Here is a 23,525-nt window from a genome sequence, read left to right as displayed (position 1 = left end):
TCTTTGAATACAACAATGATGATAGCACAGAGTAGAGATTATTGGACAAAAGAGCTGCAGCTGCCTTTACCCGGATTTCATCTGTATACGGATCATCCGGCACATACGGCTGAGCTCGACATCCTGCAAGCGACGTATACATTGGATATTCGTCCTGCGAATGGGCAGGAACCGGACAATGCTTGGTTGTTATCCGCTTATGCAGCTTTGCTATACCAGCTGAGCCAGGATAAAGACCTGCTGATTGGCGTAAAGAACCGAAGAGGCAACTTGCTGCCTATGCGCATCACCATGAGTGGAACCGATGCTTTTGAACAACTCTATGAGCAAATCAAAGACAAGCTGAACAGAGTTGAGGATAGTCTCGAAAGCTTGGCCGACATTGAAAAAATCACAGGACAGCCTCTCAGCTTGAAGACGGTATATGGGAAGGACCATTCCCACAAAGATAGCTGGATAAACTGGTCTGTTTACAAGGAGGGCTCTGACTGGAAGCTGAAGATTTCCTATTCGAAACGGCTTTTTGAAGAGTCAACGATCCATAAGTTCAAGCAGCACTTTCAGCAGCTTATCTATGCAGCGATGGAGAATATGGGGACACCGATTTCCGCTCTGACGATATTGACGGATGATGATCAAGAAGCTTATGCAAAATTGAACGACACTAACAGAAAACTGACCGATGACGAAACGATTGTAGCTATGCTGGACTCCGTTGTGTCGAAATATTCGGAACGTATCGCGCTTTCCTATTACGAGGACCAGCTTAGTTATGGTCAGCTCGACCGTTTATCGAATCAAATCGCTCATATGCTGATATCGAAGGGTCTTCGAAAGGGACAGTTTGTCTCTCTTTTCCTCGACCGCGGACTTGATACGATCGTTTGCTTGCTTGGCATTATGAAAGCTGGCGGCGCTTATGTGCCTCTAGATCCTGCACATCCGGATGACCGGAATGCCTATATTATCTCGGATACGAAGTCACATCTTATTATGACGCAGGAAAAATACATCTCGAAGCTGTCCGCATTGCTGGATAACTTCGAAACCAAGCCCCAATTGTTATTGCTGGATTCCAAGCTTGAGGGCTATTCCGAAGATTCCTGCAATGTAGACATCGAACCGGATGATTTGGCTTACGTTATTTACACGTCCGGTTCTACCGGCAAACCCAAAGGCGCATTGATAGGCCATCAGGGCGTCGTGAATTTGGCGAAAGCTACGCAAGAGAATCTGGGGCTCACGGAACAGGATTATATCCTGCAATACTCGACCTTCAGCTTTGACGCTTCCGTGTATGATTTGTTCAGCTCGCTCGCAAGCGGCGCCAGACTGCATTTACTTACGGATGAGCAGCGTTTCTCGATCGATTCATTTACGGATGCCGTTGAGAATACGGAGGCGACCCACGTAGCGCTATTGCCGACAGTATTCTTCAATCAGCTCGCGGCGTATTTGCCCGAGAATGCCCGAGAGATCTATCGAAACATCCAAAGCATCGTTGTAGGCGGAGAAGCTCTAACAGGGGAGACGGCACGTCTGTTCCAGAAAAAGCTGCAGGTGCCAGTCATCAACCTCTATGGACCTACCGAGATAACGGCGGTTGCTACGGCGCATAAAATCGATTATATCGTTCCGGATGAGCTGTCTACCGTCTATATTGGAAGACCGATGGCCAATTATGAATTGTACGTGGTCAACGAAAATAATCAGCTCTGCCCAACCTGCGTCACTGGTGAACTGCTGATTAGCTCTATTGGAGTTGCGAAAGGGTATTTGAACCAACCCGAGAAAACCAAGGAAGTATTCATTTCGGATCCGATCAACCAAGCTTCCGGCAAAAAGTTCTACCGTACGGGCGATATGGTGCGGCTGTTGCCTAACGGCGAGGTCGAGTACCGGGGAAGAAAAGACTCGCAAGTGAAAATTCGGGGCTTCCGCATTGAGATTGGTGAAATCGAAGATAATCTGGCCAAGCATGAGGGTGTCAAAGATGTTGCGGTAATACCGGTAACGGAAGATGATGGTACGAAGATGCTGGCTGGGTTTTATACATCGAGTGACGGACAGGCTACGTCTTCGAAGGAACTGGTCCAGTTTCTTAGCAAGAAAGTGCCTAGCTATATGGTACCGAAGTATATGTGTTTCCTAAAAGAGATGCCGTTATCTCCAACCGGGAAAATTGATCGCAAAAAGCTCGCGACCTATGAACTCACGCACGAAGAAGTTGATTCAGACTATATAGCACCGGTCACAGATCTTCAGCGTCAAGTCAGCGAAGCCTGGGAAAAAGCGCTCAGCCAGCCGAGAATAAGCATCCATGACGACTTTTTCGAGATTGGCGGGTACTCTCTGAAAATATTAGAGATTCTGGTCGTACTTAAACCAAGCTATCCGCAGCTCAAAATTAATGACTTCTTCGTCTATCCGACAATTGCGAAGCTTTCGGAGAGAATAGAAGAATTAGCTCAAGAAGCCTCCATATCGCAACAGAGTGAGGACGTGGATGGGCCGATTCAGGACTTGTCTGAATATCCGCTATCTTTTTCTAGTCCGCTTGACTCGTCCAAAAGGGTATTCTCGCAAAAGAACATTTTGCTGACCGGCGCAACCGGGTATTTGGGCTCTCACTTGCTTTATGAGCTTTTGCGTCGATCAGAGGCAACGATATATTGTCTGGTCCGTCCGAATGGCGCGTTGGAACCATATGCACGGCTTGAGCAGACCATGTCAGGCTATTTCGGCGAAAAGGTGCCTCAACTCATGGCGAATCGCGTTGTAGCAGTGCAAGGCGATTTGGAACAAGAACATTTGGGCTTCAGCGAGGAGGTCCGGGCCATAGTGGAAAGTCACGTCGACTCCATTATCCACTGCGGTGCGGAAGTGAAGCACTTCGGCGATTCCGAGTATTTTGCCCGAGTGAATATCGAGAGCACCAACCGCTTGCTTGAGCTGGCCAAGAGCAAACCGGATATGAGATTCCATTTCATTTCGACCCTTGGTATTCCGGAGGAACTCGCTCTGAATGGGCAATGGGAGTCCATCGTTAAGGGTACCGGTTATGAGTCTGCCTTTGTCGAAAATGTCTATACCAACAGTAAGCTCGAGGCTGAGAAGCTCGTTGTCAGAGCTGGTGAGGAACATGGAATCGCTGCTTCGGTATACCGGGTGGGGAATCTATCGTGTCACTCCGGCAATGGCGTTTTCCAGCGGAATATCGACAATAATGCTTTTTACAGAATGCTCAAGGCGATGCTGCTTCTGAAGAATGCGCCTAGCGTCCAATGGGAAGTGGATATTACGCCGATCGATTATGCAAGTGAATCCATCACAGCTTTGGCGCTTCAGGATGCCACGGTTGGCCGGGTATTCCATATCTGCAATCCGGTTGCGATTCCTTATGAGCAAATGATCAGACATTTCGTTTCCTATGGCTATGAGATTACGCTGCAGGACTGGAACGACTATGAGGCTTGGCTTTTTGATACTCAGTACAACAAAGACCAGACAGGTCTTGAACTAGCCATGGCCCAATTGGAGGGTGATGGTGCCAAGAACTCCATCTACCGCTTCGCTTGTCCGCAAACCAATCAATTCCTGGAGAATACCGGTGTGAAGTGTGCGGATCTGGATGAGTCCTTTTTCAAACATATGATCGACTATGCCGTTAGTATCGGGTATTTTACCAAGCCTGAGTAGTAAAGGTGAAGCAGAATTGAACGTGTAAAGACCTTGATGGGATGACTTCCTGTCAAGGTTTTTCCCATTTAATGTTGATGCTTGAAGAGATGATTCCAACCGCTGCAGAAGCCAAAATGGCGTGAATTTATGATATCTAATTGATGCCGTATTAAGTTCGGAATCAATGTAAATGCTTACATATTTTTTTGGCGATATTTAGCTTGACTAGCAAATAGTTAGGCAGTATTATAGTTAAAGTCTTTAATGATTAAGTTACTTATTAATTCAAAGATAACATATTAAAAGATAATTATTTAGGTTCCGAACACATTATGTCGTACAGAAGTAATAAATGAAATCAAGAAATGACCCATCTTGATCTCATCTTTATATAGAAGGAGGTTTTCAGTTTGGCTAAAAGCGAACTGCTGTTTGAAGTAACAGCAATGTTCCGCGCTTTGTTGAAAAATCTATCACATGAATGGAATAAAATCAGTGCCAAGGAATACAATCTGAACTTTCCGCAGTTTCAGGTTCTATATACGCTTAAGCAACGCGGTCCTCTAAAAGTATCCGAACTTGCGGATACACTGGCCCTGACGTCTCCAGCTATTACGAATTTGACGGATAAGCTAATCGCTGCCGGTTATGTGCAAAGAGAACGGGCTGAGAGCGATCGTAGAGTGGTATATACCACCATCACCGAGCACGGAGATGCGATGATTGCGAAGATTACCGAAGATCAAAAGGAGCTCATTCAAGTCTTCTTCGGCATGCTGTCGGAAGTAGATATACAGCATTTGAGAAGGATCTTCTCAATGCTTTTGGACATAGATCATAACAATTTATAGAGGTGAAACAGAAAGCATGGAGCATTTAACGCTTAAACGCAAAGTAACCATCATGATCGCCATTATGGCCGCGATGTTTTTTGCCGCAATCAACCAGACGATTACCAGTACGGCAATGCCGCGCATTATCGCGATTCTTGATGGTATGGACTACTATACATGGACCATCAACATCTACCTGCTGACTTCGACGATTGCAACGATTCTGGTCGGCAAGCTGTCCGATATGTTCGGACGGAAACCTTTTATTCTCATTGGTATATTATTCTTTATGGTCGGCGCCTTCTTGACAGGTACATCGACTGATGTCTATCAATTCATTATTTACCGCGGTATCCAAGGTATCGGTGCCGGTATTATCCAATCGACGGCGTTCACAGCAGTCGGTGACTTGTTCCCTCCGCGCGAACGCGGCAAATGGATGGGACTCATGACAGCCGTATTCGGTTTCTCCAGCGTTCTTGGACCGACGCTCGGCGGCTATCTCGTCGATCATATCGATTGGCACTGGTTGTTCTGGATCTTCCTTCCACTGGGTGTAGTTGCATTTGTCATGATCATGATGCTGTTCCCTAAGGTCGATCGGAAGCGAGGCCAAAGCATCGACTATCTGGGTTCTTTATTCCTTACAACGACGATTGTACCGCTGCTGCTCGCATTCTCTTGGGCAGGTACGGAGTACACATGGGGATCTTGGCAAATTCTCAGTCTCTTGGGTGGAGCCGTCGTATCGGCAATCATCTTCATTTTGATCGAGAAATTCGTAAAAGAACCTATTCTGCCGCTGCACTTATTTAAAAATGGCGTTGTTACCATCTCCAATATCATCGGTTTTATTATGAACTTTGGTCTTATGGGCGCCATGATTTATATTTCCTTCTACGTGCAGGGCGTACTCGCGATCTCCCCTACGTATGCAGGCTATGTAACGCTGCCTATGTCAATATGTATGGTTGTCACGAGTGCCATTACCGGTCAACTGATCGCTAAGACAGGCAAATACAAACGATTCGCACTGATGGGTATGCCGATTATGATCATCGGTATGACCATTATGATCTTCATGAATAATCTCTGGTTGACCATTCTAAGCTTGATCGTCTTTGGTGTTGGTCTGGGACTGGGCATGCCTGTATTCTCATTGGCTACCCAAAATGCCGTATCGCATAAAGAACTTGGTGTCGTAACGGCATCTTCGCAGCTGTTCCGTAACCTCGGCGGCACCATCGGTATCGCAGTCATGGGTACGGTTATGTCCAACAGTCTGACCAAGAATTTGAAAGAAGCGCTGCAATCATCCAGTGCTCCGGACTTCAGTAAAGTAGATCCGAAGACAGCCGAAAGCATGTTGGCTTTTGCCAATCCGCAGACGCTGATGAACAAGCCTTTGGTTGATAAGACGGAAGCAAGTTTACCGGCAGATGCCAAAGCGTTGTTCGTTCAAATGATCGACAGTATCCGCGATGCCCTGGGCCATACGCTTTCTACGGTATTTTTGACAGGGACGATCGTGCTCGTCGTGGCGCTTCTGCTGGTATTCTTCCTTAAAGAATTGCCGCTTCGCTCATCGAACCAGGCACCGGAAGCAGGAGCTCCCGATGAAAAAGCTGCAGTCAATCAAGGAAAGGCTTTAACTGCCGAATAAGATATTTAAGTTGTAATCAACGAATGAATAAACAAACCCCGGGCTGGGATGCAGCTCGGGGTTTTGTTGATTGATGCGGGAGGGAAATCACACAGGAACCGAAAATATGGAACATAATGGTTGACATCTGAATATGTTGTATTTATAATACAATTAACAAAACGTTAAATGTTAATTAATTATTAGACCGGAAGTGAGGCGGGCACATGTCCAACGAACAAGCGCTGCAGCAGTACGATGTCAAAAAATACCGAACGCCGGATGGCTATACCTCGGACATTGCTGTATTTACCATCCTCTCCGCGAAAGAAGAAGCCTTCAAACCTCCCGTCATGGATCTTAAAATTATGCTCATTAAGCGGAGCATGGTGGATAGTGAGGGGCGTCCCAACATGGAGGCGGGCAAATGGGCTTTGCCGGGAGGTTTCGTGAATCCGGATGAATCCGCTTTTCAATCCGCGCAAAGAGAATTAAGAGAAGAGACCGGCGTGGATCATATTCATCTCGAGCATTTTGGAGTGTATGATGCACCCGGCCGTGATCCGAGAGGCTGGATTATCTCCAATGCCCATTATGCGATCGTACCTGAACACCAAATCTCGAATCGAGAGGCCAATGATGACGCCAGCGAGGTAGAACTATTTTCGATCGGGCATGTACTGGATTTGGAGCTAGCCTTCGATCATGCCCAAATTATTCGGGATGCGATTGCTGTCATTCGTCAAAAGCTGCTTGAATCTGCGGTAGCCAAGGAATTTTTGCCTGATGAATTTACGTATTCCGAACTGCAGGCCGTACTCATGACCGTTACCCGTGACTCCGCCATTACCTTGGACGCGGCATTCGCCAGAAAGATTAAATCATTGCCTTTTATTGAGGAAGTGGAAGGGAAAAAGACCACCCGTACATCCAAAAAGCCGACGCAACTGTACCGCTTTATAGATATCGAAGTCAATAACTCCATTTATCACACGAAAAAGTAATGTTTTTCTATTTAATTTAGGAGGGATTACGAATGAATATGGATAAGAAGAGAGCCTTGATCAACATCGATTATACGAATGATTTTGTTGCTGCCGACGGAGCCTTAACTTGCGGCGATCCAGGTCAAGCCATTGAACAACGGATCGTTGATTTGACTAAAGAGTTTGTCGCGAATCAAGAATGGGTCGTCTTTGCGATCGATCTGCATCATGAAGGAGACACATTACACCCGGAAACCAAGCTTTTCCCGCCTCATAATATTGAAGGCACTCCGGGACGTCAGCTTTATGGTGCTTTGGAAGATGTGTATCAGGACAACAAACATTCGGATAACGTCTACTGGATGGATAAAACCAGATACAGCGCGTTTGCGGGAACGGATCTAGAGCTGCAGCTGCGGGCGAGGGGCATTACCGAACTTCATCTGGTGGGCGTGTGCACGGATATTTGCGTACTGCATACAGCTGTCGATGCTTATAATAAAGGGTTTGGTGTGGTCATCCATGAGGACGCTGTAGCCAGCTTTGATCCGGAAGGCCATGCATGGGCTCTGCGGCATTTCAAAGGATCGCTCGGTGCGGAAATCCAAGGAGGCTAAAATCATGACAAACGAAACGATTCGGATACCTGAAATTCCTTACGCGGACGACAGTCTTGCTCTCCATACGGATAAATACCAGATCAATATGACGCAAGTTTATTGGAAGGATCAGATTCACGAGCGCCAGGCCGTTTTCGAAGTCTACTTCAGGAAAATACCGTTTCAGAATGGTTATGCCGTCTTCGCAGGATTGGAACGGGTGATCCGTTACCTTCATGAATTTCGTTTTAGCGATCGTGATTTGGCATTTCTAAGAGAAGACGGTTATAGTGAAGATTATCTGGAATATTTGGGATCGCTTCGGTTTACGGGAACGATTCGCTCCATGAAAGAAGGAGAATTGGTATTTGCCAACGAACCGATCATGAGGATCGAGGCACCCCTTGCGGAAGCGCAAATCATAGAAACAGCCATACTTAACATCGTTAATTATCAAACCCTGATTGCTACAAAAGCTTCACGGATTAAACAAGTCGTGGGTCAAGAGACGACGATGGAGTTTGGCACCCGCAGGGCGCAAGAAATGGATGCTGCTATATGGGGAACGAGAGCCGCTTATCTTGCGGGTTTTGACGCCACATCAAATATGCGAGCAGGGAAACTCTTCGGCATCCCTACAGCAGGGACTCATGCACATGCCATGATTCAAGCTTATCGCGATGAATATACGGCATTTAAGAAGTATGCGCAGACACATACCGACTGCGTGTTTCTCGTAGATACCTACGATACGCTCCGTTCGGGAGTTCCGACTGCCATTCAAGTTGCCCAAGAATTTGGCGACCGGATTCATTTTAAGGGGATTCGTTTGGATAGCGGAGATCTGGCTTATTTATCTAAAGAAGCGCGGAAGATGCTCGACCAAGCCGGTTTTGCAGACACGAAGATATATGCATCGAATGACCTCGACGAACAAACGATCTTGAACCTTAAAGCGCAGGGAGCCAAAATCGATGTCTGGGGCGTGGGCACGAAGCTGATCACCGCCTATGATCAACCCGCATTGGGAGCCGTTTATAAACTGATTTCTATAGAAGATGAGAACGGTAAGATGGTGGATACCATCAAGATCAGCTCGAATCCCGAAAAAATATCCACTCCCGGTCGAAAAAGAGTGTTTAGAATCATCAATAAAACCAATGGAAAATCGGAAGGTGACTACATTGCGTTAGAGGATGAGGAACCCCAAACGCAGGATTGCCTCAAAATGTTTCATCCGGTTCACACGTATATTGCGAAGTTCGTTACGGATTTTGAAGCCAAGGAGCTTCATCACACTATTCTTGAACACGGCGAGCTTGTGTATCAGCTGCCTTCGCTCCAGGACATCCAAGCGTTTGTTCGTGAGAATTTGGAAGTCTTGTGGGATGAGTACAAACGGCTGCTGAATCCGGCTGAATATCCGGTGAATTTGAGCCAAAGATGCTGGGATAACAAAATGGAACGGATTGATGAAATACAGCAAAAAGTAAAGCGGCGGAGTCAAGGATAAGGAGGACATCATGGCGAAAATCGGAATATACGGTTCATCTTTTGATCCTATTACCAATGTTCATCTATGGACTGCCAGCACGGTTGCGCACCGGTGCAGACTGGATCGGGTGATCTTCTTGCCTTGCTCCAGCAAAAGACCAGACAAAACCCTGCATATCAGCGATGAGCATCGATGGAACATGATTGAAATGGCTATTCAAGGCAATGATAAATTCGTTGCCGACAATTACGAAATGAAGCAGGTCGGATGGGAAATTGCCACCTATCTTACGCTTAAGCATTTCAAAGAAAAATTCAGCAATGATGATATTTACTTTATTATGGGGGCGGATCTGCTCCTGGATATCGGCGAAGGCAAATGGAAAAAATCCGAAGAGCTGATCCAGGAGAACAAATTCATTGTCATGGCCAGGGATGGAATTAATATGCTGTCTGCGATCAGTAAATCACCTATTCTTCGAAATGCGGATGACGGCCATACGTTCCATCTTATCGACAAGGGATTGGCGATGGAGATTAGCTCGAGTTATATTCGAGATGAATTCAAGAAGGGTGGAGAACCCCGGTATCTGGTTCCTGACCGCTGCTACGACTATATTAATGAACATCAATTATACAAATAAAAGGGAGAGAGCAGAGTTGAATACACAAGAACAAATCACGCATACGTTGAATGTAAAACCGGTCATTAATGCCAAGGAAGAAATCCGCAACCGGATTGATTTTCTTAAAGCTTATTGCAAGAAGGCAGGCGCCAAAGGATTTGTACTGGGAATTAGCGGGGGGCAGGATTCCACGCTTGCCGGGCGGTTGTCGCAGCTGGCTGTCGAAGAACTTCGGAAAGAAGGCTATGAAGCTGCGTTTTATGCTGTCCGCCTGCCTTTTGGCATACAAAAGGACGAGGATGATGCCCAGGAAGCCCTTGAGTTCATTAAACCGGACCAATCTTTTGCATTCAATATCGAGAGTTCCGTTAATGCACTGGCTGGAACCTATATCGAGACAACGGGAGGCACACTTCCGGACTATCATAAGGGAAATGTGAAGGCCAGAATGCGCATGATCGCGCAATATGCTATCGCGGGTGAACGCCAATGCCTGGTCGTGGGAACGGATCATGCGGCTGAAGCTATCACGGGATTTTTCACCAAATTCGGAGATGGCGGGGCTGACATCCTCCCATTAACAGGCTTAACCAAAGGACAGGGACGTGAGCTTCTTCAGGAATTGCAAGCTGCCGAACGATTGTATCTGAAGACGCCGACGGCGGATCTTCTGGACAATAAACCTCAACAGGCCGACGAAACGGAACTTGGCATGAAATATAACGTCATCGATGAATATCTCGTTGGGAATAAGGTGGATCCGGAAGAACAAGAAAAGATCGAGAAGCGCTATAAAAACTCGCAGCATAAACGCGAACTGCCTGTGACGCCGTACGATCAATGGTGGAAATAAGTAAATTTACAATAATGAAAGCTCAGATGCGAAGCGCATTCTGGGCTTTTTTTGTTGAGAACGCAGCCAAAAAAACAATTTTGGAGATGTATATCACCTAGTACCTTGCATTACACAGTACTAGGTGATATTATAATACCGAAAGGAGCGGACACTTGCATGGAAATGTCAGAATGGACATCACAGGTTCGAAGAGGAATCCTGGAATATTGTATTTTGCAGTTGATCAGCAAAGAGCCTAGGTATGGCTACGAGCTTGTAACGCTGCTTGATCAATGGGAGCCTCTGGCTGTAACAGAGGGAACACTATATCCGCTGCTGCGCAGATTGCTTAAAGATCATTATATTGAATCCTTCTGGAAGGAGTCCGAATCCGGACCGCCGCGGAAATACTACAGCCTGACGGATTCAGGAAGGCGTTTAATGGAATTGATGTCAGTTGAATGGAATAAAATTAGCAGTGCTGTTGAATACATTCAATTCAATCCATTGAAATAATATCATTCTTATACATTTGGGGGAGAGAAACATGATTAGTTCACATGGAAGGTCGTATTTGGAAAAGTTAAACCGTTATTTGGAGAAGCTCCCTGATACGGAAAGGCAGGATGCTGTGATGGAAATCGAGAGTCATATTGCTGAGGGGATTGCGAATGGACAGCCGGAAGCGGTCATTCTGTCACGTCTTGGCGATCCGCGTCGATTGGCTAAGGCATATCGCAGCGAACATATGGCAGAACGTATGAGCGTAAAATCGTTTAAAGATCTGCTAACGATGATCGGTTTCTATTGCACCACCGGCCTGCTCAGTATCATGGTTATTCCTGTGTTGGCAACGGTTGCCTATGGATTTGGATTTTGTACCATACTCATTGTACTTGCGGGCATTCTGCGGACGTTCGGAATGACTTGGATCAATATGAACATTGGACCGGGGATGGAAGTACCGGCAAATTACAGTTTGTTATTCTCCGCAGTTGTGGGGGCTATCGTCGGCGGAATCGCCTACTTCAGCTGGATTGGATTAAAAAAATACCTCGCATTCTTATCCGCACGTTATAGACGTTCACTCCCCGGGGGAAGATCTGTTAACTATTAATGCTTGCATATATTGCGAACCCAACAGGAAAGCCTCCTTCACTCATGAAGGAGGCTTTCTTTCTTGTTAAGACTGATATTAACGCTCCAACCGGTATCCGCCATGGAACACAGGGCCGACATATTCATTGAACTGGTAGCCGCTGCGGATCGCCGCCGATACAAAGTCTTTTGCCTTGGATACGGCATCCTTCACGGACAGTCCATTTGCCAAACCTCCGGCAATGGCAGCAGCGAACGTGCAGCCTGCACCATGATTGTATGCCGGTTCAATCTTAGCCGATTCCAGAACGGTAAATTCCGAACCATCAAAGAAAACATCGATTGCCTGCTCGCCGTCCAGAGCTTTGCCGCCTTTTACGACGACATTTTGAGCTCCGAGATCATGGATCTTACGGGCAGCTGCTTTCATGTCTTCAATGGAAGAGAGCTTGCCGAGACCGGAGAGGACGCCAGCTTCAAACAGATTGGGCGTTACCACTGTCGCAAGCGGAAGGAGAGAATCGCGAATCGCTTCTGCGCTCTCCGGGTTCAATACTTCATCTTCGCCTTTGCAGACCATAACCGGATCTATAACAACATTGTTCTGTTGGTGTTCCTTGATTGCTTTTTCGGCAACACGGACGATTTCGACACTTCCGAGCATGCCGGTCTTCATCGCGTCAACAGGACCACCCGCGAAAACAGTCTTAAGCTGTTCAGCTACCAGAGCGGCGTCAATGGGAAATACATTATGATGCCATCCGTTGTCCGGATCCATGGTTACAATGGTAGTCAATGCGCTAAAGCCGTATGTTCCGTACTCCTCAAAGGTTTTCAGGTCGGCTTGAATGCCTGCGCCTCCGCTGGAGTCGCTGCCGGCGATAGTTAAAGTCTTAATGATTTTGGACACGGTTTAATTCCTCTTTTCCTGCAATGAATTATGTAACGTTCAAACCGAGTTGATTATACCAGAAAATCGACATGCTGGTTGGTTTTTTGGCATAAAAATACAACAAAAAATTCATTTGTATACATAGAGCGAATGAAAAGACCTTAACTCACGAAAAGTAAGGCTATTCTTGCGGATAGCAATATGAACATGAATTCAAGTCTCATACACAATATTTTTCCAAATGAGGAAGAATATTATTCGCGGTAGTTAATCCGATTCGACGATTTCAATCGATCCGCCCTTTTGCCCCCGGGGCTGCTTCTCCTAGAGGTTAATATATCGTACTTCTTTGGTATGTAATGGCAACACCGGGCAGTTCATCCGAAATCGACGCGGGCTTCTGCTGCGGGATCTTTATCCAATTACATGGACCTTCACCTTGTCCCCTTGAGTCATATCGGGGAGGATGAGGGTGGGCTGCCATTCTATTTTCCAGATTGCTCCCTGATCATTTTTTTCCTGAATCAATTTCAGTTTGTAATTCTCGTATATTTCACCCGTCATGGTTTTGATCTGAGCCGAGTACTCTACCGTGTAGTCTGATGTTTCCGCTGATTTAATCGGCGTACCAGCCTTTACGATGATCTCGGAGACTTCCATACCGCTGAAAATGGATTTATATTTTTGTACGAATTGCTCACGCGTCCATCCGGTTTGTTCAATAGATTCTTTGGACATCAGATCGTATATTGTATCAAAATCTTGAACCTGCAAACTAAGAATGTACGACTGTATGGTCTCGTTCGGTGTTTGTTCTTCCAAATGCCCAAAAAAATACACATACAGAGCCAGTACACAGGCAGCCAAAAAGGATAGCAAACCATACATGAGGATCTGTTTTGATTTCACGTGGATAACCTCTCTTTTGAAAAAAAATTCATGAACTGATAATATATTGGATGAGATAAGACTTGTGCTCCTTGTTACTATAAAATGTGCCCTGCGGTCAAACAATGGAGCAAATCTGATGAAATTATCATTTTTGGGCAAAAAGATGATCAGAACTTATCATTGTGAAAAAAGGAAAGTGAGAGATTCAAATGCCGGATATCATAAAAATCATGGTAGATACAGCCGGCCAGAAGGGTCATGGTTCGTTTCTTTATTTGGAACAGGGGAAAAGCGTTATCGTCGGAAGGCATACTGGTATGGATCATGCGGTTCTGGCTATCTATAACCAATTGGTGTCCAAGCAGCATTGCCGCATTCACCGTGTACATAATGAGATATATGTCGAGGATCTGGGCAGTAAGAATGGTACCGAGCTGAATGGACAACGGCTGGTTCCGTATCAGAAAAATCTGATGACGCTGGAAGACGAATTAACTTTAGTCAACGGGCTTGTGGGACTGCGGCTGGAGGTAAGCAATGATCTGGAAGAAACGCGGGAATATCTAATATCTGAATTGCTTGACCGTGAAGTGCGGTTAAATGACCATTTGCAAAGTATTATGATAGGTACGGACCATATTACTTTGTCAAAAAAAGAGTATCAACTGTTTAAGCTTCTGCACAGCCGTCTGGATCATTTCGTCACCAAAGAGGAAATTATGCATCATGTGTGGCCGGAGCGCTGTATGGAAAATACCGAGCTTGTTGGAATTGATGAAGTGAATTCGCTTATTTACAGGACGAACAAAAAGCTGGGTGCCAGCTTTGTCATTAAATCCGTTTATAAAAAAGGCGTATATATGAAAAGAGAAGAGACTCACGTCGCGCAATAATCATGCCTCTATAAAATAACATTAAGGAATGAGATCAATGGGAACGCACAAACAATGCACCCATTATGGCGGCAGCACGGATCAACTCCGTCCTTCATAGGATGGAGTTTTTTGTGTTGAATAAAGCCATGCCTAAAGTAACGAAGAAGCGAGAGCTCTAAGAGATGACGGGTATCCGGGGATTAGAGGATTCTAACCGTTCTTGCCGAAAGCATATATGAAATATTGTCGTTATAGATGAAAGTAATGATAGATGAGAGGAGTCCATGCATGAGCGATCATTTAAAGCTATGGTATGCGCAGCCTTCCTCCGACCCTGATACGAAGGGGGATACAGGCTGGAACCGTGCGATGCCTGTCGGGAATGGCCGACTTGGGGGAATGGTTTTTGGCGATATGCCAGTGGAGAGAATTCAATTGAATGAAGAGTCCATCTGGGCGGGTCCGCCTGTACCCGTTCATCAGCCCGGAGCGAAGGAAGCGCTGCAACAAGCCAGAGAAGAAATATTTGCCGGAAACGTTGAGGAAGCGGAAAGCTTGATCCGAAAGAATGTATTGTCTCCTCATACAGGCCCCAGAAGCTATCAGCCTTTTGGCGATCTATGGATCGAGAGCATTGATTGTGATCCTAACGGAAAAGTTGGAGAATACCGGCGCGAACTGAATTTGGACACCGCGATCGCTTCTGTTACTTACGTTCAAGAAGGCGTGCGGCATTGCCGGGAGATCTTCACAAGTGCGGTGGACCAGGTGATGGTCGTTCATTGGTCTGCCGACGAGCCGGGCAGCATTCATACATCGGTACGAATGACACGGGAGCTTGATGCGGATACTTCCGTGAGAAATCATGATACGCTGATTCTTGAGGGTCAGGCAGCTCACGGTTCGACGCATCAAGGCGTGAAATTCACAGGATTATTAAGAGCTGTTGCGGACGGCGGGACGTTGCTTCAAGAGGGAAACGAGCTTACCGTAAGAGGAGCCGACGGTCTTACGTTATATCTCGCAGTGCGAACGGATTATCATTTCATCAACCCTAAGGAACCGCTGCAGCGTGATTTGGCTGCTTGGTGTGAGATGGATCTTGAAGCCGCTCTTAGAAAAGGATATCTACAATTGAAAAGTGATCATATCGAGGAACACCGGCGGCTATTCCGGCGCGTTGATCTACAGCTCGAATCGAACGATCCGGATGCTTCCGCAAATGAAACATTACCGACAGACCAACGATTAGCTGCGCTTCAACAGGGAGGCAAGGACGCGGGTCTGACGTCGTTATATTTTCAATATGGCCGCTACTTGCTTATTTCCTCCAGTCGTCCTGGCAATATGCCGGCAAATTTACAGGGCATTTGGAATCCGCTGATGGAGGCTCCTTGGGATAGCGATTATCATCTGAATATTAATCTGCAAATGAACTACTGGCTATGTCAAGTGACTAATCTGTCGGAATGCCATTTGCCTTATTTCGACCTTTTGGAAGGCTTGGTTGAACCCGGAAAAAAGACGGCTGCAGAAGTGTATGGATGCCAAGGCTTTGTGGCTCATTATACGACAGATGCCTGGCTTTTTACGGCTCCGCTCGGCAACATCAGCTACGGAATGTGGCCGATGGGGGCAGGCTGGTGCGTTCGCGATTTCATGGAATATTACCGCTTCACCGGGGACATGAGATTTTTGGCTGAACGTGCTTATCCCATAATGAAGGAAGCGGCGCTGTTCTTCTTGGATTGGCTCGTCAGGCATCCGGAGACAGGTCTATGGGTATCCGGGCCCTCGACTTCACCAGAGAATATGTATATATCGCCGAAAGGGAATAAAATCGGGCTATGCATGGCTCCGGCAATGGATCAGCAAATCATCCGCGAAGTGTTTGCGAACGTCATTGAAGCGGCTGCGGTATTAAAGATAGAGGATGATTGCATCGCCGAACTGACCGAGGTTATGAATGAACTGGCTATGCCGGGGATCGGACCGGACGGCAGGCTCATGGAATGGTGTGAAGATGTTGAAGAGGCCGAGCCGGGACATCGCCATATTTCCCATTTGTACGGTCTATATCCAGGTTCTCAGTACACATTCGAATCAACTCCAGATGTCATGGAAGCCGCGCAAAAGACATTAAACTACCGTCTATCGCATGGCGGCGGGCATACGGGGTGGAGCAGGGCGTGGATTATCAATTTTTGGAGCCGGCTGAAGAATGGGGAAGAAGCCTACAACAACCTCCAAAACTTATTCAAGCATTCCACGCTGCCCAATTTATTCGACAATCACCCGCCGTTTCAAATCGACGGTAATTTCGGAGCTGCGGCAGGCATTGCCGAAATGCTTCTGCAGAGCCATAACGATATCATCGAATTGCTTCCCGCCCTTCCCTCTGAATGGCAGGCAGGTTTGGTGAGAGGCTTGAAAGCACGCGGCGGTTTCGAAGTCGATATCATTTGGAAAGATGGGGTTTTGCAAGAATGCCGAATTCGATCGCAACTTGGTAACAAGTGTATCGTATCGTACAGTGGTCAGAGGATTGAATTTGATACCTCCGCAGGTGGTTCATATGATCCTTTTTGATAAATGCGTATTAGAAGATGCCCTGGGACAAGGTTCCCGGGGCATTGATGTTTGATCAACCGTTAAGTACTCTCTTCCGCTCTCCACATCCGCTGACCCAAACGAATCGACGATATCGTAAAGTTACTATGAGAAAGCAAACTCTAGTGATACAATAAGTAAGTCTGTTTTTCAAAGTATCGGGGGAGGAAATCAACATCAATGAAACAAGCGCCATTTATTGCAGTCGAGGGGCCGATTGGAGCAGGTAAGACAACGCTGGCTTCGATGCTTGCGGAGGAGTTAAGCCTCCCTGTGATTAAAGAGATCGTCGAAGAGAATCCGTTCATTGATAAGTTTTATCAAAACATGGATGACTGGAGCTTCCAGCTGGAGATGTTCTTTCTATGCAACCGGTATAAACAGCTAAAGGACACTGTAACCGAGTATATCGATAGAGGGAAGCCGGTTATTTCGGACTATCACATTTATAAAAACCTTATTTTTAGCGACAGAACCCTACAAGGAAACGAACGGGGGAAATACCGCCAGATTTACCATGTACTCACCGATGATCTGCCAAAGCCGAATATCATCATTTACATTCGGGCAGAACTGGATACGCTTCTCAAAAGAATTGCCAAACGGGGTAGGTCTTTTGAAGAAGGCATCGATCATAGTTATCTGCAGCAGTTAATAGAAGATTATGATGCCGCGATGGCTTCTCTTGCTGAACAGGAGCCTTCCACCCCAATCATTACGATTGATGGAAACGCGGTCGATTTTGTTGAGAACAAGGAACAATTTGAAGCTATATCCTCTCGAATAAAGGAGCTTATGTAATGAATCCATATCTTATCCCCGATCATGCCATTATTACGGTAGCAGGAACCGTCGGCGTCGGCAAATCGACCTTAACTGCTGCCTTGGCGAAACAACTGGGATTTAAAACCTCTTTGGAGCAGGTTGATCATAATCCATATCTGGAAAAATTCTATCATGATTTTGAGCGGTGGAGCTTCCATCTGCAAATCTATTTTCTGGCTGAGCGTTTTAAGGAACAGAAAAAAATATTCGAGATGGGCGGCGGCTTCGTTCAAGACCGTTCCATTTACGAGGATACTGGGATTTTCGCCAAAATGCATTCGGATCAAGGCACCATGTCCAAAACGGATTATGAAACGTATACCAGCCTGTTCGAAGCTATGGTCATGACACCGTACTTTCCGCATCCGGATGTGCTGGTATATATTGAAGGCAGCCTTCCGTCCATTCTGAACCGCATTAACGAACGCGGACGCGAGATGGAGATCCAAACCGATGTTTCCTACTGGGAACATATGCATGAACGTTATTCGGCATGGATCAATGAATTTACCGCATGTCCTGTGCTCCGTTTGAATATTGAAGACTATGATGTGCATGATCCGGAATCAATGACGGGTATTTTGAACCAGGTGGGACAGATAATAAGCCGTCCGGCAGCAAATATATAAAGAGAAGCGGGTAACACGAAAGTGTTGACCCGCTTTTTTAGGTTTGAATTTTAAAATAGGCTCTAAAGGTAGTGCTCTCTTCATCAGAGACATAGGTTAGATAACCGTTATTCTTATTCAGGATTTCAATGATGATGGATAATCCCAGGCCGGAACCATTCTTTTTGGATGAATATCCCGGCTCCAGAATAAGATGCGCTTCATGATCCGGGATTTTACTCCCGTTGTTCCTTACGGAGAAAATCAGGAAGTCCTCCTCCAAGTAACCAATAACAGAAATCTGCGGAGCAAAATTCACGTTTTCAGACTTCCGGCTCATTACCGCTTCAAAAGAATTATCAATTAAATTGCTTAATACTCTCACGATATCATGGATCTTGTACTTAAACTTCGGAATCGAATCGAAATCCAGAATTTCATCATATAAATCTACTCCATTCTGATTGGCCAGACTATGTTTGGTTTGGAGAAGAGCCATTAGTGGAGGGCAATTGATGTTAAGGAGCTCATTAAACTCCATCGTATCTTCAATAAGTTCCCCAGTGTATTTTTCCAAACCTTCGTATTGCTTCATGGTCACGAGCGCGCGTATGGTCGCGATGGTGTTATTATAATCATGCCTTTGCTGTTTCAAGGATAGATTGATCGTTTCCATGCTATTCTCATAACTGTCATGGACAGAGGCGATTTCCTTAGCTTTATTTTTACGGATCGTCTTGATGATTAGCGCACATAAGACGATGAATACGGCGGTTCCGATCGCGATTGCATACACATAAAATATGACTTGGTCAGTCAGTACCTTTTGCATGATTTGAAAGTCAGATATCAAGCACATGACATAGATCTGATTTTCAATTTCAAAGTGCATAAAATATTTTTCGAGTTTCAGGTGGTCTACGTTCGTATAATAACTCACGTATTGCTTATCCAGCGCTTGATTTAGAAAGGGAACATCATTTTCGTTCAAATATGTATAAGAGCCGTAACCTTGCATGTCTTTTAAGCTAATAAATGGGTTCTCCGGTTTTTGGAACAATGATATCTCGAGAGTAATTCGTTTGCCCTGATAAAGATTGACGTGATTATCCAACAGCTCAGACAAATGCTCGTTGACATACGAATATTTATCGTTGGTATTGTTGTCCATTGTAAAATCCAGAGTGTAATCCAACTGTTGCGTGGAATATTGATAGCGATATTCATGGTTTCCCACCTCTAACATATCCAAATGAATTCGGTCTGGATGGGGGATCACGTTTAATGACTTCAAATCAAAGGCTTGCTTGAGACGGTCTATCTGCTTCTGATTCACCTTTACATAGGTTGATCCGACATCTTTTGCGATGAGCGAGGAAGTGATCTTCATTTGACGTTGAACTATTTTTGTCTCATTCGCATCATTGGCTTTTACTTGGGTAAGATACTGTTTTACATATTCTGCTGTCGTATCCAGCCTTTTATTGGCTTCATTAATCAGGGCTTTTTGCGTAAAGAAGTAATAGGCAACATTGGTAATCACATACATGAATATGATAACAAAGATTACCGAGACGGAAACGGTTTTGCCCTTTTTAATCATTATGCGCTCTCCTTAAGTTGTCATTTTGTTGCTTGTACGTACAACGCTATTATAATATACACCGAGATAATATTGTTCCATATAATCCCAAACGATATAGCCTATCTAAAGAATACGCGCAAACCATAATACATACTTGACAGGTAGGAATAATTGGGATAATCTTACTTCAAGCCAAAATCATTCATTCATCATTGAATGAAAGTTCATTATCTCGGTTTTAAACTAAATAACCTGCTGATTGGTCAAACCAAAGGCTCCTGATATCCAGTACCGGTACCGGTATAGATGGCAGGAGCCTTTCTGTATTCAAAAGCGCGTTATTCTGTTGAATTCAGCGTCACTGAAATGACAATCTGAGCAGTTAGGAAAGCGAAAGGAGAGATATGGAAGAGAAGGATTGGGGGCTTCTGGAAGAAGCCGACTGGCATTTTCGCAAGCTGGTCAGAAGATTCGTGAAAGAACGGGACAAAATCGCCATTGAAGGCATATCGCTGCCAGGCATGCTTATTCTGAACACCATTATGCGTGACGGGGAGCAGCGGCTTGGAGATTTGGCTGAGCAGCTTGATTTTACTTCAGGAGCCATAACCGCCATTTGCGACAAGCTGGAGTCTTTAGGTTATGCCATCCGCAAACGGAGTGATACGGACCGAAGAACGGTTTCGTTGGACATCACGGATTCTGGAAAAGAAATGATCTGCCGTAACCGGTCCGGTACATACATGATCGAAACGATATTTGGAGCTTTCACTGAAGCTGAATTGAAGGTACAAATCGATCATTTCAAGAGGTTGCATGAACATTTGGAAGGCTTCGCCGAAGCTGTTTTGCAGCAGGCACGTTCATCATCGGAAGAAGCAGCGGTGAACCCTGAAAGTCGACTGCATAAGGCAAAACGATCGAATCAATTTCTTTCATATTAATTTTTAAAGACCAGGAAGGGAGATCGAATAATGGGACATCCGACGATTTATCCAACAGGAACGACAGTATATCATCCAGGAAAAGCATGGAGTGGGTATACCATTTATCAGGCAGCGGATACAGGAGCGCTGCTCATTGATATGAACGGCAGAGAGGTCCATTTATGGAAAGGTCTCCGGGGCTTCCCGAACAAAATTTTACCCGGAGGTTACGTTCTTGGCAGCACTTCGGAAAGGGATCCGAAATATGGATTCCAAGACGAATCCAATCTGGTACAGGTGGACTGGGACGGGAACATTGTCTGGAAGTTCGACCGCTATGCTTGGATAGAAGACCCTGGCCATCCTGCCCAATGGATGGCACGCCAACATCATGATTATCAGCGTGCAGGAAATCCGGTTGGATATTATGTGCCGGGACTTACACCACAAGTCGGTTCCGGGAACACGATTATTCTCGCCCACAAAAACGTCAACCGACCCGAAATATCCGATATTGAATTATTGGATGACACGATCATCGAAGTTGATTGGGAAGGGAATATCGTCTGGGAATGGGCGGTCAGCGACCACTTTGAAGAACTGGGATTCGACGCCGATGCGAAGCAGGCGCTATACCGCGATCCCAATACCCGGGCATTCGGTACACATTCCGGAGATTGGATGCATATCAACTCCGTCTCGGTGCTGGGGCCGAACAAACATTATGACGCAGGGGATGTCCGGTTTCATCCGGATAACCTGATATGGGATGCGCGGGAATCCAATATCATTGCCATCACGGATAAAGTGTCCGGCAAGATCGTATGGAGGCTGGGGCCGGATTATTCCACACAAGAGACGGAACATATCGGTTGGATCATCGGTCAGCATCATGCCCATTTGATTCCGCAGGGGCTACCGGGTGAAGGAAATATACTCATTTTCGATAACGGGGGCTGGGGTGGCTATGGAAGCCCGAATCCGGAATCCGCAGACGGTGTAAAAGTGGCACGCCGCGACCATTCACGAATTCTGGAAATCAACCCGGTTACGCTGGAGATTGAATGGCAATATACGCCGACGGAGGCCGGGTTTCAAGCTCCACTCGATTCCTATCGTTTCTATAGTCCGTATATCAGCTCCGCGCAGCGGCTTCCGAATGGTAACACGCTGATTACGGAAGGGGCAGACGGAAGAATATTCGAAGTCACCGCAGAACATGAGCTGGTCTGGGAATACATTTCGCCTTACAAGAACAAAAGGAATTCCAATATGGTCTACCGTGCTTACCGGGTACCTTATGAATGGATTCCGCAATTGGAACTTCCTGTTGAAACTGAGATCGTTCCGCTTGATGTCGCTGATTTTCGTTTGCCCGGCGCAGCGGCTAGAGGAGCGGTCACGGCCGTTGAAGTCGCCGGAACGGTATCTTACGGGGATGGTGCATTTTGTGTGGCAACCACGGATGAAGAAACGACGAGAGAAAGGGAAATACGATGAAGATCCATCTTATCCGGCGGTATGGTCTCGTTGTCATGTCTGCGTTACTCGCCATCACGTTGCTTAGCGCTTGCGGTACGGCAGCAGGTGAGAAAAAGGGAAATGCATTGAAGCTGAAAATTGCCGACATTTCTACGAACACGGTATTTCGGGTAGCGAAGAAGAAGGGCATTTTCGAAAAACACGGTATTGATGCGGAGCTTGTTACTTTCGCTACTCCGGCAGAGGGCGTGAACTCGCTGTTCATTAAGCAGGTTGATGTGGCGTTCGGTGCGGATTTCCCGCTGTTGAATGCGGTCAGCAAAGGGGATTACTCCATATTTGCATCTTCCGGAACAGCGACGGACCTAAGTGCTGGCGAATGGAAAATGTTCGCCCGCAATGATATCGCAAGCGCAGCAGATTTAAAGGGGAAAAAGCTCAGCTTTTCCAGGGGTACATTCATCCCCTATCTGTGGGATGTCTACCTGGCACAGAACGGTGTCGCGCTAACGGATGTTACATTGGTGGGCCAAGGCGGATTCGATGAAACTTATGTGGCGCTCAAAAAAGGCGAGATTGATGCAGCATGGGTATACGGTTCGGTATTGAATCAGAAGTTTGCCGCTCTTACCGAAGCGCATGAAATGACTGATATGTCCAAAACACCAGTGCGGCTAGGGACGGGACTCATCGCTTCCAATAAGCTGATTCAAGACAACCCGGACGGATTGATTGGGTTTATGAAGGCATTGGACGAAGCTTCCTCATATGCACAAGCTCACCCGGAAGAAACGGCTGACATCATGTATGACGAAGTGAAGCAGCCGAAAGAGGCTACGTTGAAAGATCTGCCGAAGAACCCTTGGAATATAGGTTTCACGGAGAAGGCATACGAAGGGCTTGTGGGTCAGAAGAAATATATGGTAGAGCACGGCATTATTGAAAAGGATTTTAATTTAAATGACAAACTGAACCTGGAGCTGGTTCGCAAAGCGTTTCCGGATCGTGTCATTGATTTGAAATAAGGAGGGTGGAGT

20 protein-coding genes are annotated in these 23,525 nt (G+C 46.0%); 17 read left to right on the top strand and 3 right to left on the bottom strand.

The window, feature by feature from the left end:
• The first annotated feature begins 3 nt into the window (after window positions 1-3).
• The 10 genes from GRF59_RS04475 to GRF59_RS04430 all read left to right on the top strand — a co-directional run bounded on the left by GRF59_RS04475 (window position 4) and on the right by GRF59_RS04430 (window position 11,813).
• The gene (locus GRF59_RS04475; RefSeq protein ID WP_160496440.1) at window positions 4-3,699 is read left to right on the top strand and encodes a non-ribosomal peptide synthetase family protein; all 3,696 of its coding nucleotides are present in this window, start codon (window positions 4-6) and stop codon (window positions 3,697-3,699) included.
• A gap of 392 nt (window positions 3,700-4,091) precedes the next feature.
• The gene (locus tag GRF59_RS04470; RefSeq protein ID WP_160496439.1) at window positions 4,092-4,532 is read left to right on the top strand and encodes a MarR family winged helix-turn-helix transcriptional regulator; all 441 of its coding nucleotides are present in this window, start codon (window positions 4,092-4,094) and stop codon (window positions 4,530-4,532) included.
• 16 nt (window positions 4,533-4,548) lie between these two features.
• Window positions 4,549-6,177 carry a DHA2 family efflux MFS transporter permease subunit gene (locus tag GRF59_RS04465; protein ID WP_160496438.1) on the top strand — a complete coding sequence of 543 codons (1,629 nt, stop codon included), beginning with the start codon at window positions 4,549-4,551 and terminating at the stop codon, window positions 6,175-6,177.
• Window positions 6,178-6,383: 206 nt separating this feature from the next.
• Entirely contained in the window at window positions 6,384-7,160 is a 777-nt protein-coding gene (locus GRF59_RS04460) for an NUDIX hydrolase (protein ID WP_160496437.1), read from the top strand.
• A 38-nt stretch (window positions 7,161-7,198) separates the two neighbouring features.
• Window positions 7,199-7,759, top strand: coding sequence for a cysteine hydrolase family protein (locus tag GRF59_RS04455; RefSeq protein WP_160498114.1), 561 nt, complete (start codon window positions 7,199-7,201; stop codon window positions 7,757-7,759).
• A gap of 4 nt (window positions 7,760-7,763) precedes the next feature.
• A complete protein-coding gene (locus GRF59_RS04450; protein WP_160496436.1) occupies window positions 7,764-9,254 on the top strand; it encodes a nicotinate phosphoribosyltransferase in 1,491 nt (496 codons plus the stop codon).
• Window positions 9,255-9,264: 10 nt separating this feature from the next.
• Window positions 9,265-9,879 carry a nicotinate (nicotinamide) nucleotide adenylyltransferase gene (gene nadD, locus GRF59_RS04445; RefSeq protein WP_160496435.1) on the top strand — a complete coding sequence of 205 codons (615 nt, stop codon included), beginning with the start codon at window positions 9,265-9,267 and terminating at the stop codon, window positions 9,877-9,879.
• A 16-nt stretch (window positions 9,880-9,895) separates the two neighbouring features.
• Window positions 9,896-10,714, top strand: coding sequence for an ammonia-dependent NAD(+) synthetase (gene nadE / locus GRF59_RS04440; protein WP_160496434.1), 819 nt, complete (start codon window positions 9,896-9,898; stop codon window positions 10,712-10,714).
• A gap of 159 nt (window positions 10,715-10,873) precedes the next feature.
• Window positions 10,874-11,212: a PadR family transcriptional regulator gene (locus tag GRF59_RS04435; RefSeq protein WP_160496433.1), complete on the top strand. Its 339-nt coding sequence runs from the start codon at window positions 10,874-10,876 to the stop codon at window positions 11,210-11,212.
• 31 nt (window positions 11,213-11,243) lie between these two features.
• Window positions 11,244-11,813 carry a DUF1700 domain-containing protein gene (locus GRF59_RS04430; RefSeq protein WP_160496432.1) on the top strand — a complete coding sequence of 190 codons (570 nt, stop codon included), beginning with the start codon at window positions 11,244-11,246 and terminating at the stop codon, window positions 11,811-11,813.
• A gap of 78 nt (window positions 11,814-11,891) precedes the next feature.
• Here GRF59_RS04430 and pdxK read toward each other — a convergent pair whose 3' ends face one another.
• Together pdxK and GRF59_RS04420 are read right to left on the bottom strand one after the other, a co-directional pair.
• On the bottom strand, window positions 11,892-12,704 hold the full coding sequence (gene pdxK, locus GRF59_RS04425; protein ID WP_160496431.1) for a pyridoxine/pyridoxal/pyridoxamine kinase: 813 nt from the start codon (window positions 12,702-12,704) through the stop codon (window positions 11,892-11,894).
• A 396-nt stretch (window positions 12,705-13,100) separates the two neighbouring features.
• A complete protein-coding gene (locus GRF59_RS04420) occupies window positions 13,101-13,595 on the bottom strand; it encodes an NTF2-like N-terminal transpeptidase domain-containing protein (protein WP_160496430.1) in 495 nt (164 codons plus the stop codon).
• A gap of 212 nt (window positions 13,596-13,807) precedes the next feature.
• On the opposite strand from GRF59_RS04420, the gene GRF59_RS04415 reads away from it, so the two are divergent.
• The 4 genes from GRF59_RS04415 to GRF59_RS04400 all read left to right on the top strand — a co-directional run bounded on the left by GRF59_RS04415 (window position 13,808) and on the right by GRF59_RS04400 (window position 18,516).
• Window positions 13,808-14,470 carry an FHA domain-containing protein gene (locus tag GRF59_RS04415; RefSeq protein ID WP_237391626.1) on the top strand — a complete coding sequence of 221 codons (663 nt, stop codon included), beginning with the start codon at window positions 13,808-13,810 and terminating at the stop codon, window positions 14,468-14,470.
• 270 nt (window positions 14,471-14,740) lie between these two features.
• Complete coding sequence (locus GRF59_RS04410) at window positions 14,741-17,041, top strand: glycoside hydrolase family 95 protein (RefSeq protein WP_160496428.1); 2,301 nt, start codon at window positions 14,741-14,743, stop codon at window positions 17,039-17,041.
• 201 nt (window positions 17,042-17,242) lie between these two features.
• Window positions 17,243-17,863 (top strand): deoxynucleoside kinase, encoded by a 621-nt coding sequence (locus GRF59_RS04405; protein WP_160496427.1) that lies wholly within the window; start codon window positions 17,243-17,245, stop codon window positions 17,861-17,863.
• Window positions 17,863-18,516 carry a deoxynucleoside kinase gene (locus tag GRF59_RS04400; protein WP_160496426.1) on the top strand — a complete coding sequence of 218 codons (654 nt, stop codon included), beginning with the start codon at window positions 17,863-17,865 and terminating at the stop codon, window positions 18,514-18,516. Before GRF59_RS04405 ends, GRF59_RS04400 begins: the two co-directional genes overlap by 1 nt.
• A gap of 37 nt (window positions 18,517-18,553) precedes the next feature.
• Here GRF59_RS04400 and GRF59_RS04395 read toward each other — a convergent pair whose 3' ends face one another.
• Window positions 18,554-20,098 (bottom strand): sensor histidine kinase, encoded by a 1,545-nt coding sequence (locus GRF59_RS04395; protein ID WP_160496425.1) that lies wholly within the window; start codon window positions 20,096-20,098, stop codon window positions 18,554-18,556.
• 386 nt (window positions 20,099-20,484) lie between these two features.
• Between GRF59_RS04395 and GRF59_RS04390 the strand changes: the two genes are divergently transcribed.
• From GRF59_RS04390 to GRF59_RS04380, 3 genes are read left to right on the top strand one after another with little or no spacing between them, the layout of a single operon-like run.
• Entirely contained in the window at window positions 20,485-21,024 is a 540-nt protein-coding gene (locus tag GRF59_RS04390) for a MarR family winged helix-turn-helix transcriptional regulator (protein WP_160496424.1), read from the top strand.
• A gap of 30 nt (window positions 21,025-21,054) precedes the next feature.
• On the top strand, window positions 21,055-22,506 hold the full coding sequence (locus GRF59_RS04385; protein ID WP_160496423.1) for an aryl-sulfate sulfotransferase: 1,452 nt from the start codon (window positions 21,055-21,057) through the stop codon (window positions 22,504-22,506).
• A complete protein-coding gene (locus GRF59_RS04380) occupies window positions 22,503-23,513 on the top strand; it encodes an ABC transporter substrate-binding protein (RefSeq protein WP_160496422.1) in 1,011 nt (336 codons plus the stop codon). The genes GRF59_RS04385 and GRF59_RS04380 overlap by 4 nt, the downstream gene beginning before the upstream one ends.
• Window positions 23,514-23,525: the final 12 nt, after the last annotated feature.

It is taken from the genome of Paenibacillus dendrobii (assembly GCF_009807035.1).
In the GTDB taxonomy this organism is placed as follows: domain Bacteria; phylum Bacillota; class Bacilli; order Paenibacillales; family Paenibacillaceae; genus Paenibacillus_AQ; species Paenibacillus_AQ dendrobii.
The sequence above is the reverse complement of the archived record's forward strand: the minus strand, read 5'-3'. Positions and strand labels throughout refer to the sequence as shown.

Excerpts from the sequence above, each read along its gene's own strand:
- GRF59_RS04380 (WP_160496422.1), top strand. The coding sequence starts at position 22,503 with ATGAAGATCCATCTTATCCGGCGGTATGGTCTCGTTGTCATGTCTGCG.
- GRF59_RS04395 (WP_160496425.1), bottom strand. The coding sequence starts at position 20,098 with ATGATTAAAAAGGGCAAAACCGTTTCCGTCTCGGTAATCTTTGTTATC.
- GRF59_RS04405 (WP_160496427.1), top strand. The coding sequence starts at position 17,243 with ATGAAACAAGCGCCATTTATTGCAGTCGAGGGGCCGATTGGAGCAGGT.
- GRF59_RS04460 (WP_160496437.1), top strand. The coding sequence starts at position 6,384 with ATGTCCAACGAACAAGCGCTGCAGCAGTACGATGTCAAAAAATACCGA.
- nadD (WP_160496435.1), top strand. The coding sequence starts at position 9,265 with ATGGCGAAAATCGGAATATACGGTTCATCTTTTGATCCTATTACCAAT.
- GRF59_RS04410 (WP_160496428.1), top strand. The coding sequence starts at position 14,741 with ATGAGCGATCATTTAAAGCTATGGTATGCGCAGCCTTCCTCCGACCCT.
- GRF59_RS04415 (WP_237391626.1), top strand. The coding sequence starts at position 13,808 with ATGGTAGATACAGCCGGCCAGAAGGGTCATGGTTCGTTTCTTTATTTG.
- GRF59_RS04385 (WP_160496423.1), top strand. The coding sequence starts at position 21,055 with ATGGGACATCCGACGATTTATCCAACAGGAACGACAGTATATCATCCA.
- GRF59_RS04435 (WP_160496433.1), top strand. The coding sequence starts at position 10,874 with ATGGAAATGTCAGAATGGACATCACAGGTTCGAAGAGGAATCCTGGAA.
- GRF59_RS04465 (WP_160496438.1), top strand. The coding sequence starts at position 4,549 with ATGGAGCATTTAACGCTTAAACGCAAAGTAACCATCATGATCGCCATT.
- GRF59_RS04400 (WP_160496426.1), top strand. The coding sequence starts at position 17,863 with ATGAATCCATATCTTATCCCCGATCATGCCATTATTACGGTAGCAGGA.
- GRF59_RS04430 (WP_160496432.1), top strand. The coding sequence starts at position 11,244 with ATGATTAGTTCACATGGAAGGTCGTATTTGGAAAAGTTAAACCGTTAT.
- GRF59_RS04455 (WP_160498114.1), top strand. The coding sequence starts at position 7,199 with ATGGATAAGAAGAGAGCCTTGATCAACATCGATTATACGAATGATTTT.
- GRF59_RS04450 (WP_160496436.1), top strand. The coding sequence starts at position 7,764 with ATGACAAACGAAACGATTCGGATACCTGAAATTCCTTACGCGGACGAC.
- GRF59_RS04390 (WP_160496424.1), top strand. The coding sequence starts at position 20,485 with ATGGAAGAGAAGGATTGGGGGCTTCTGGAAGAAGCCGACTGGCATTTT.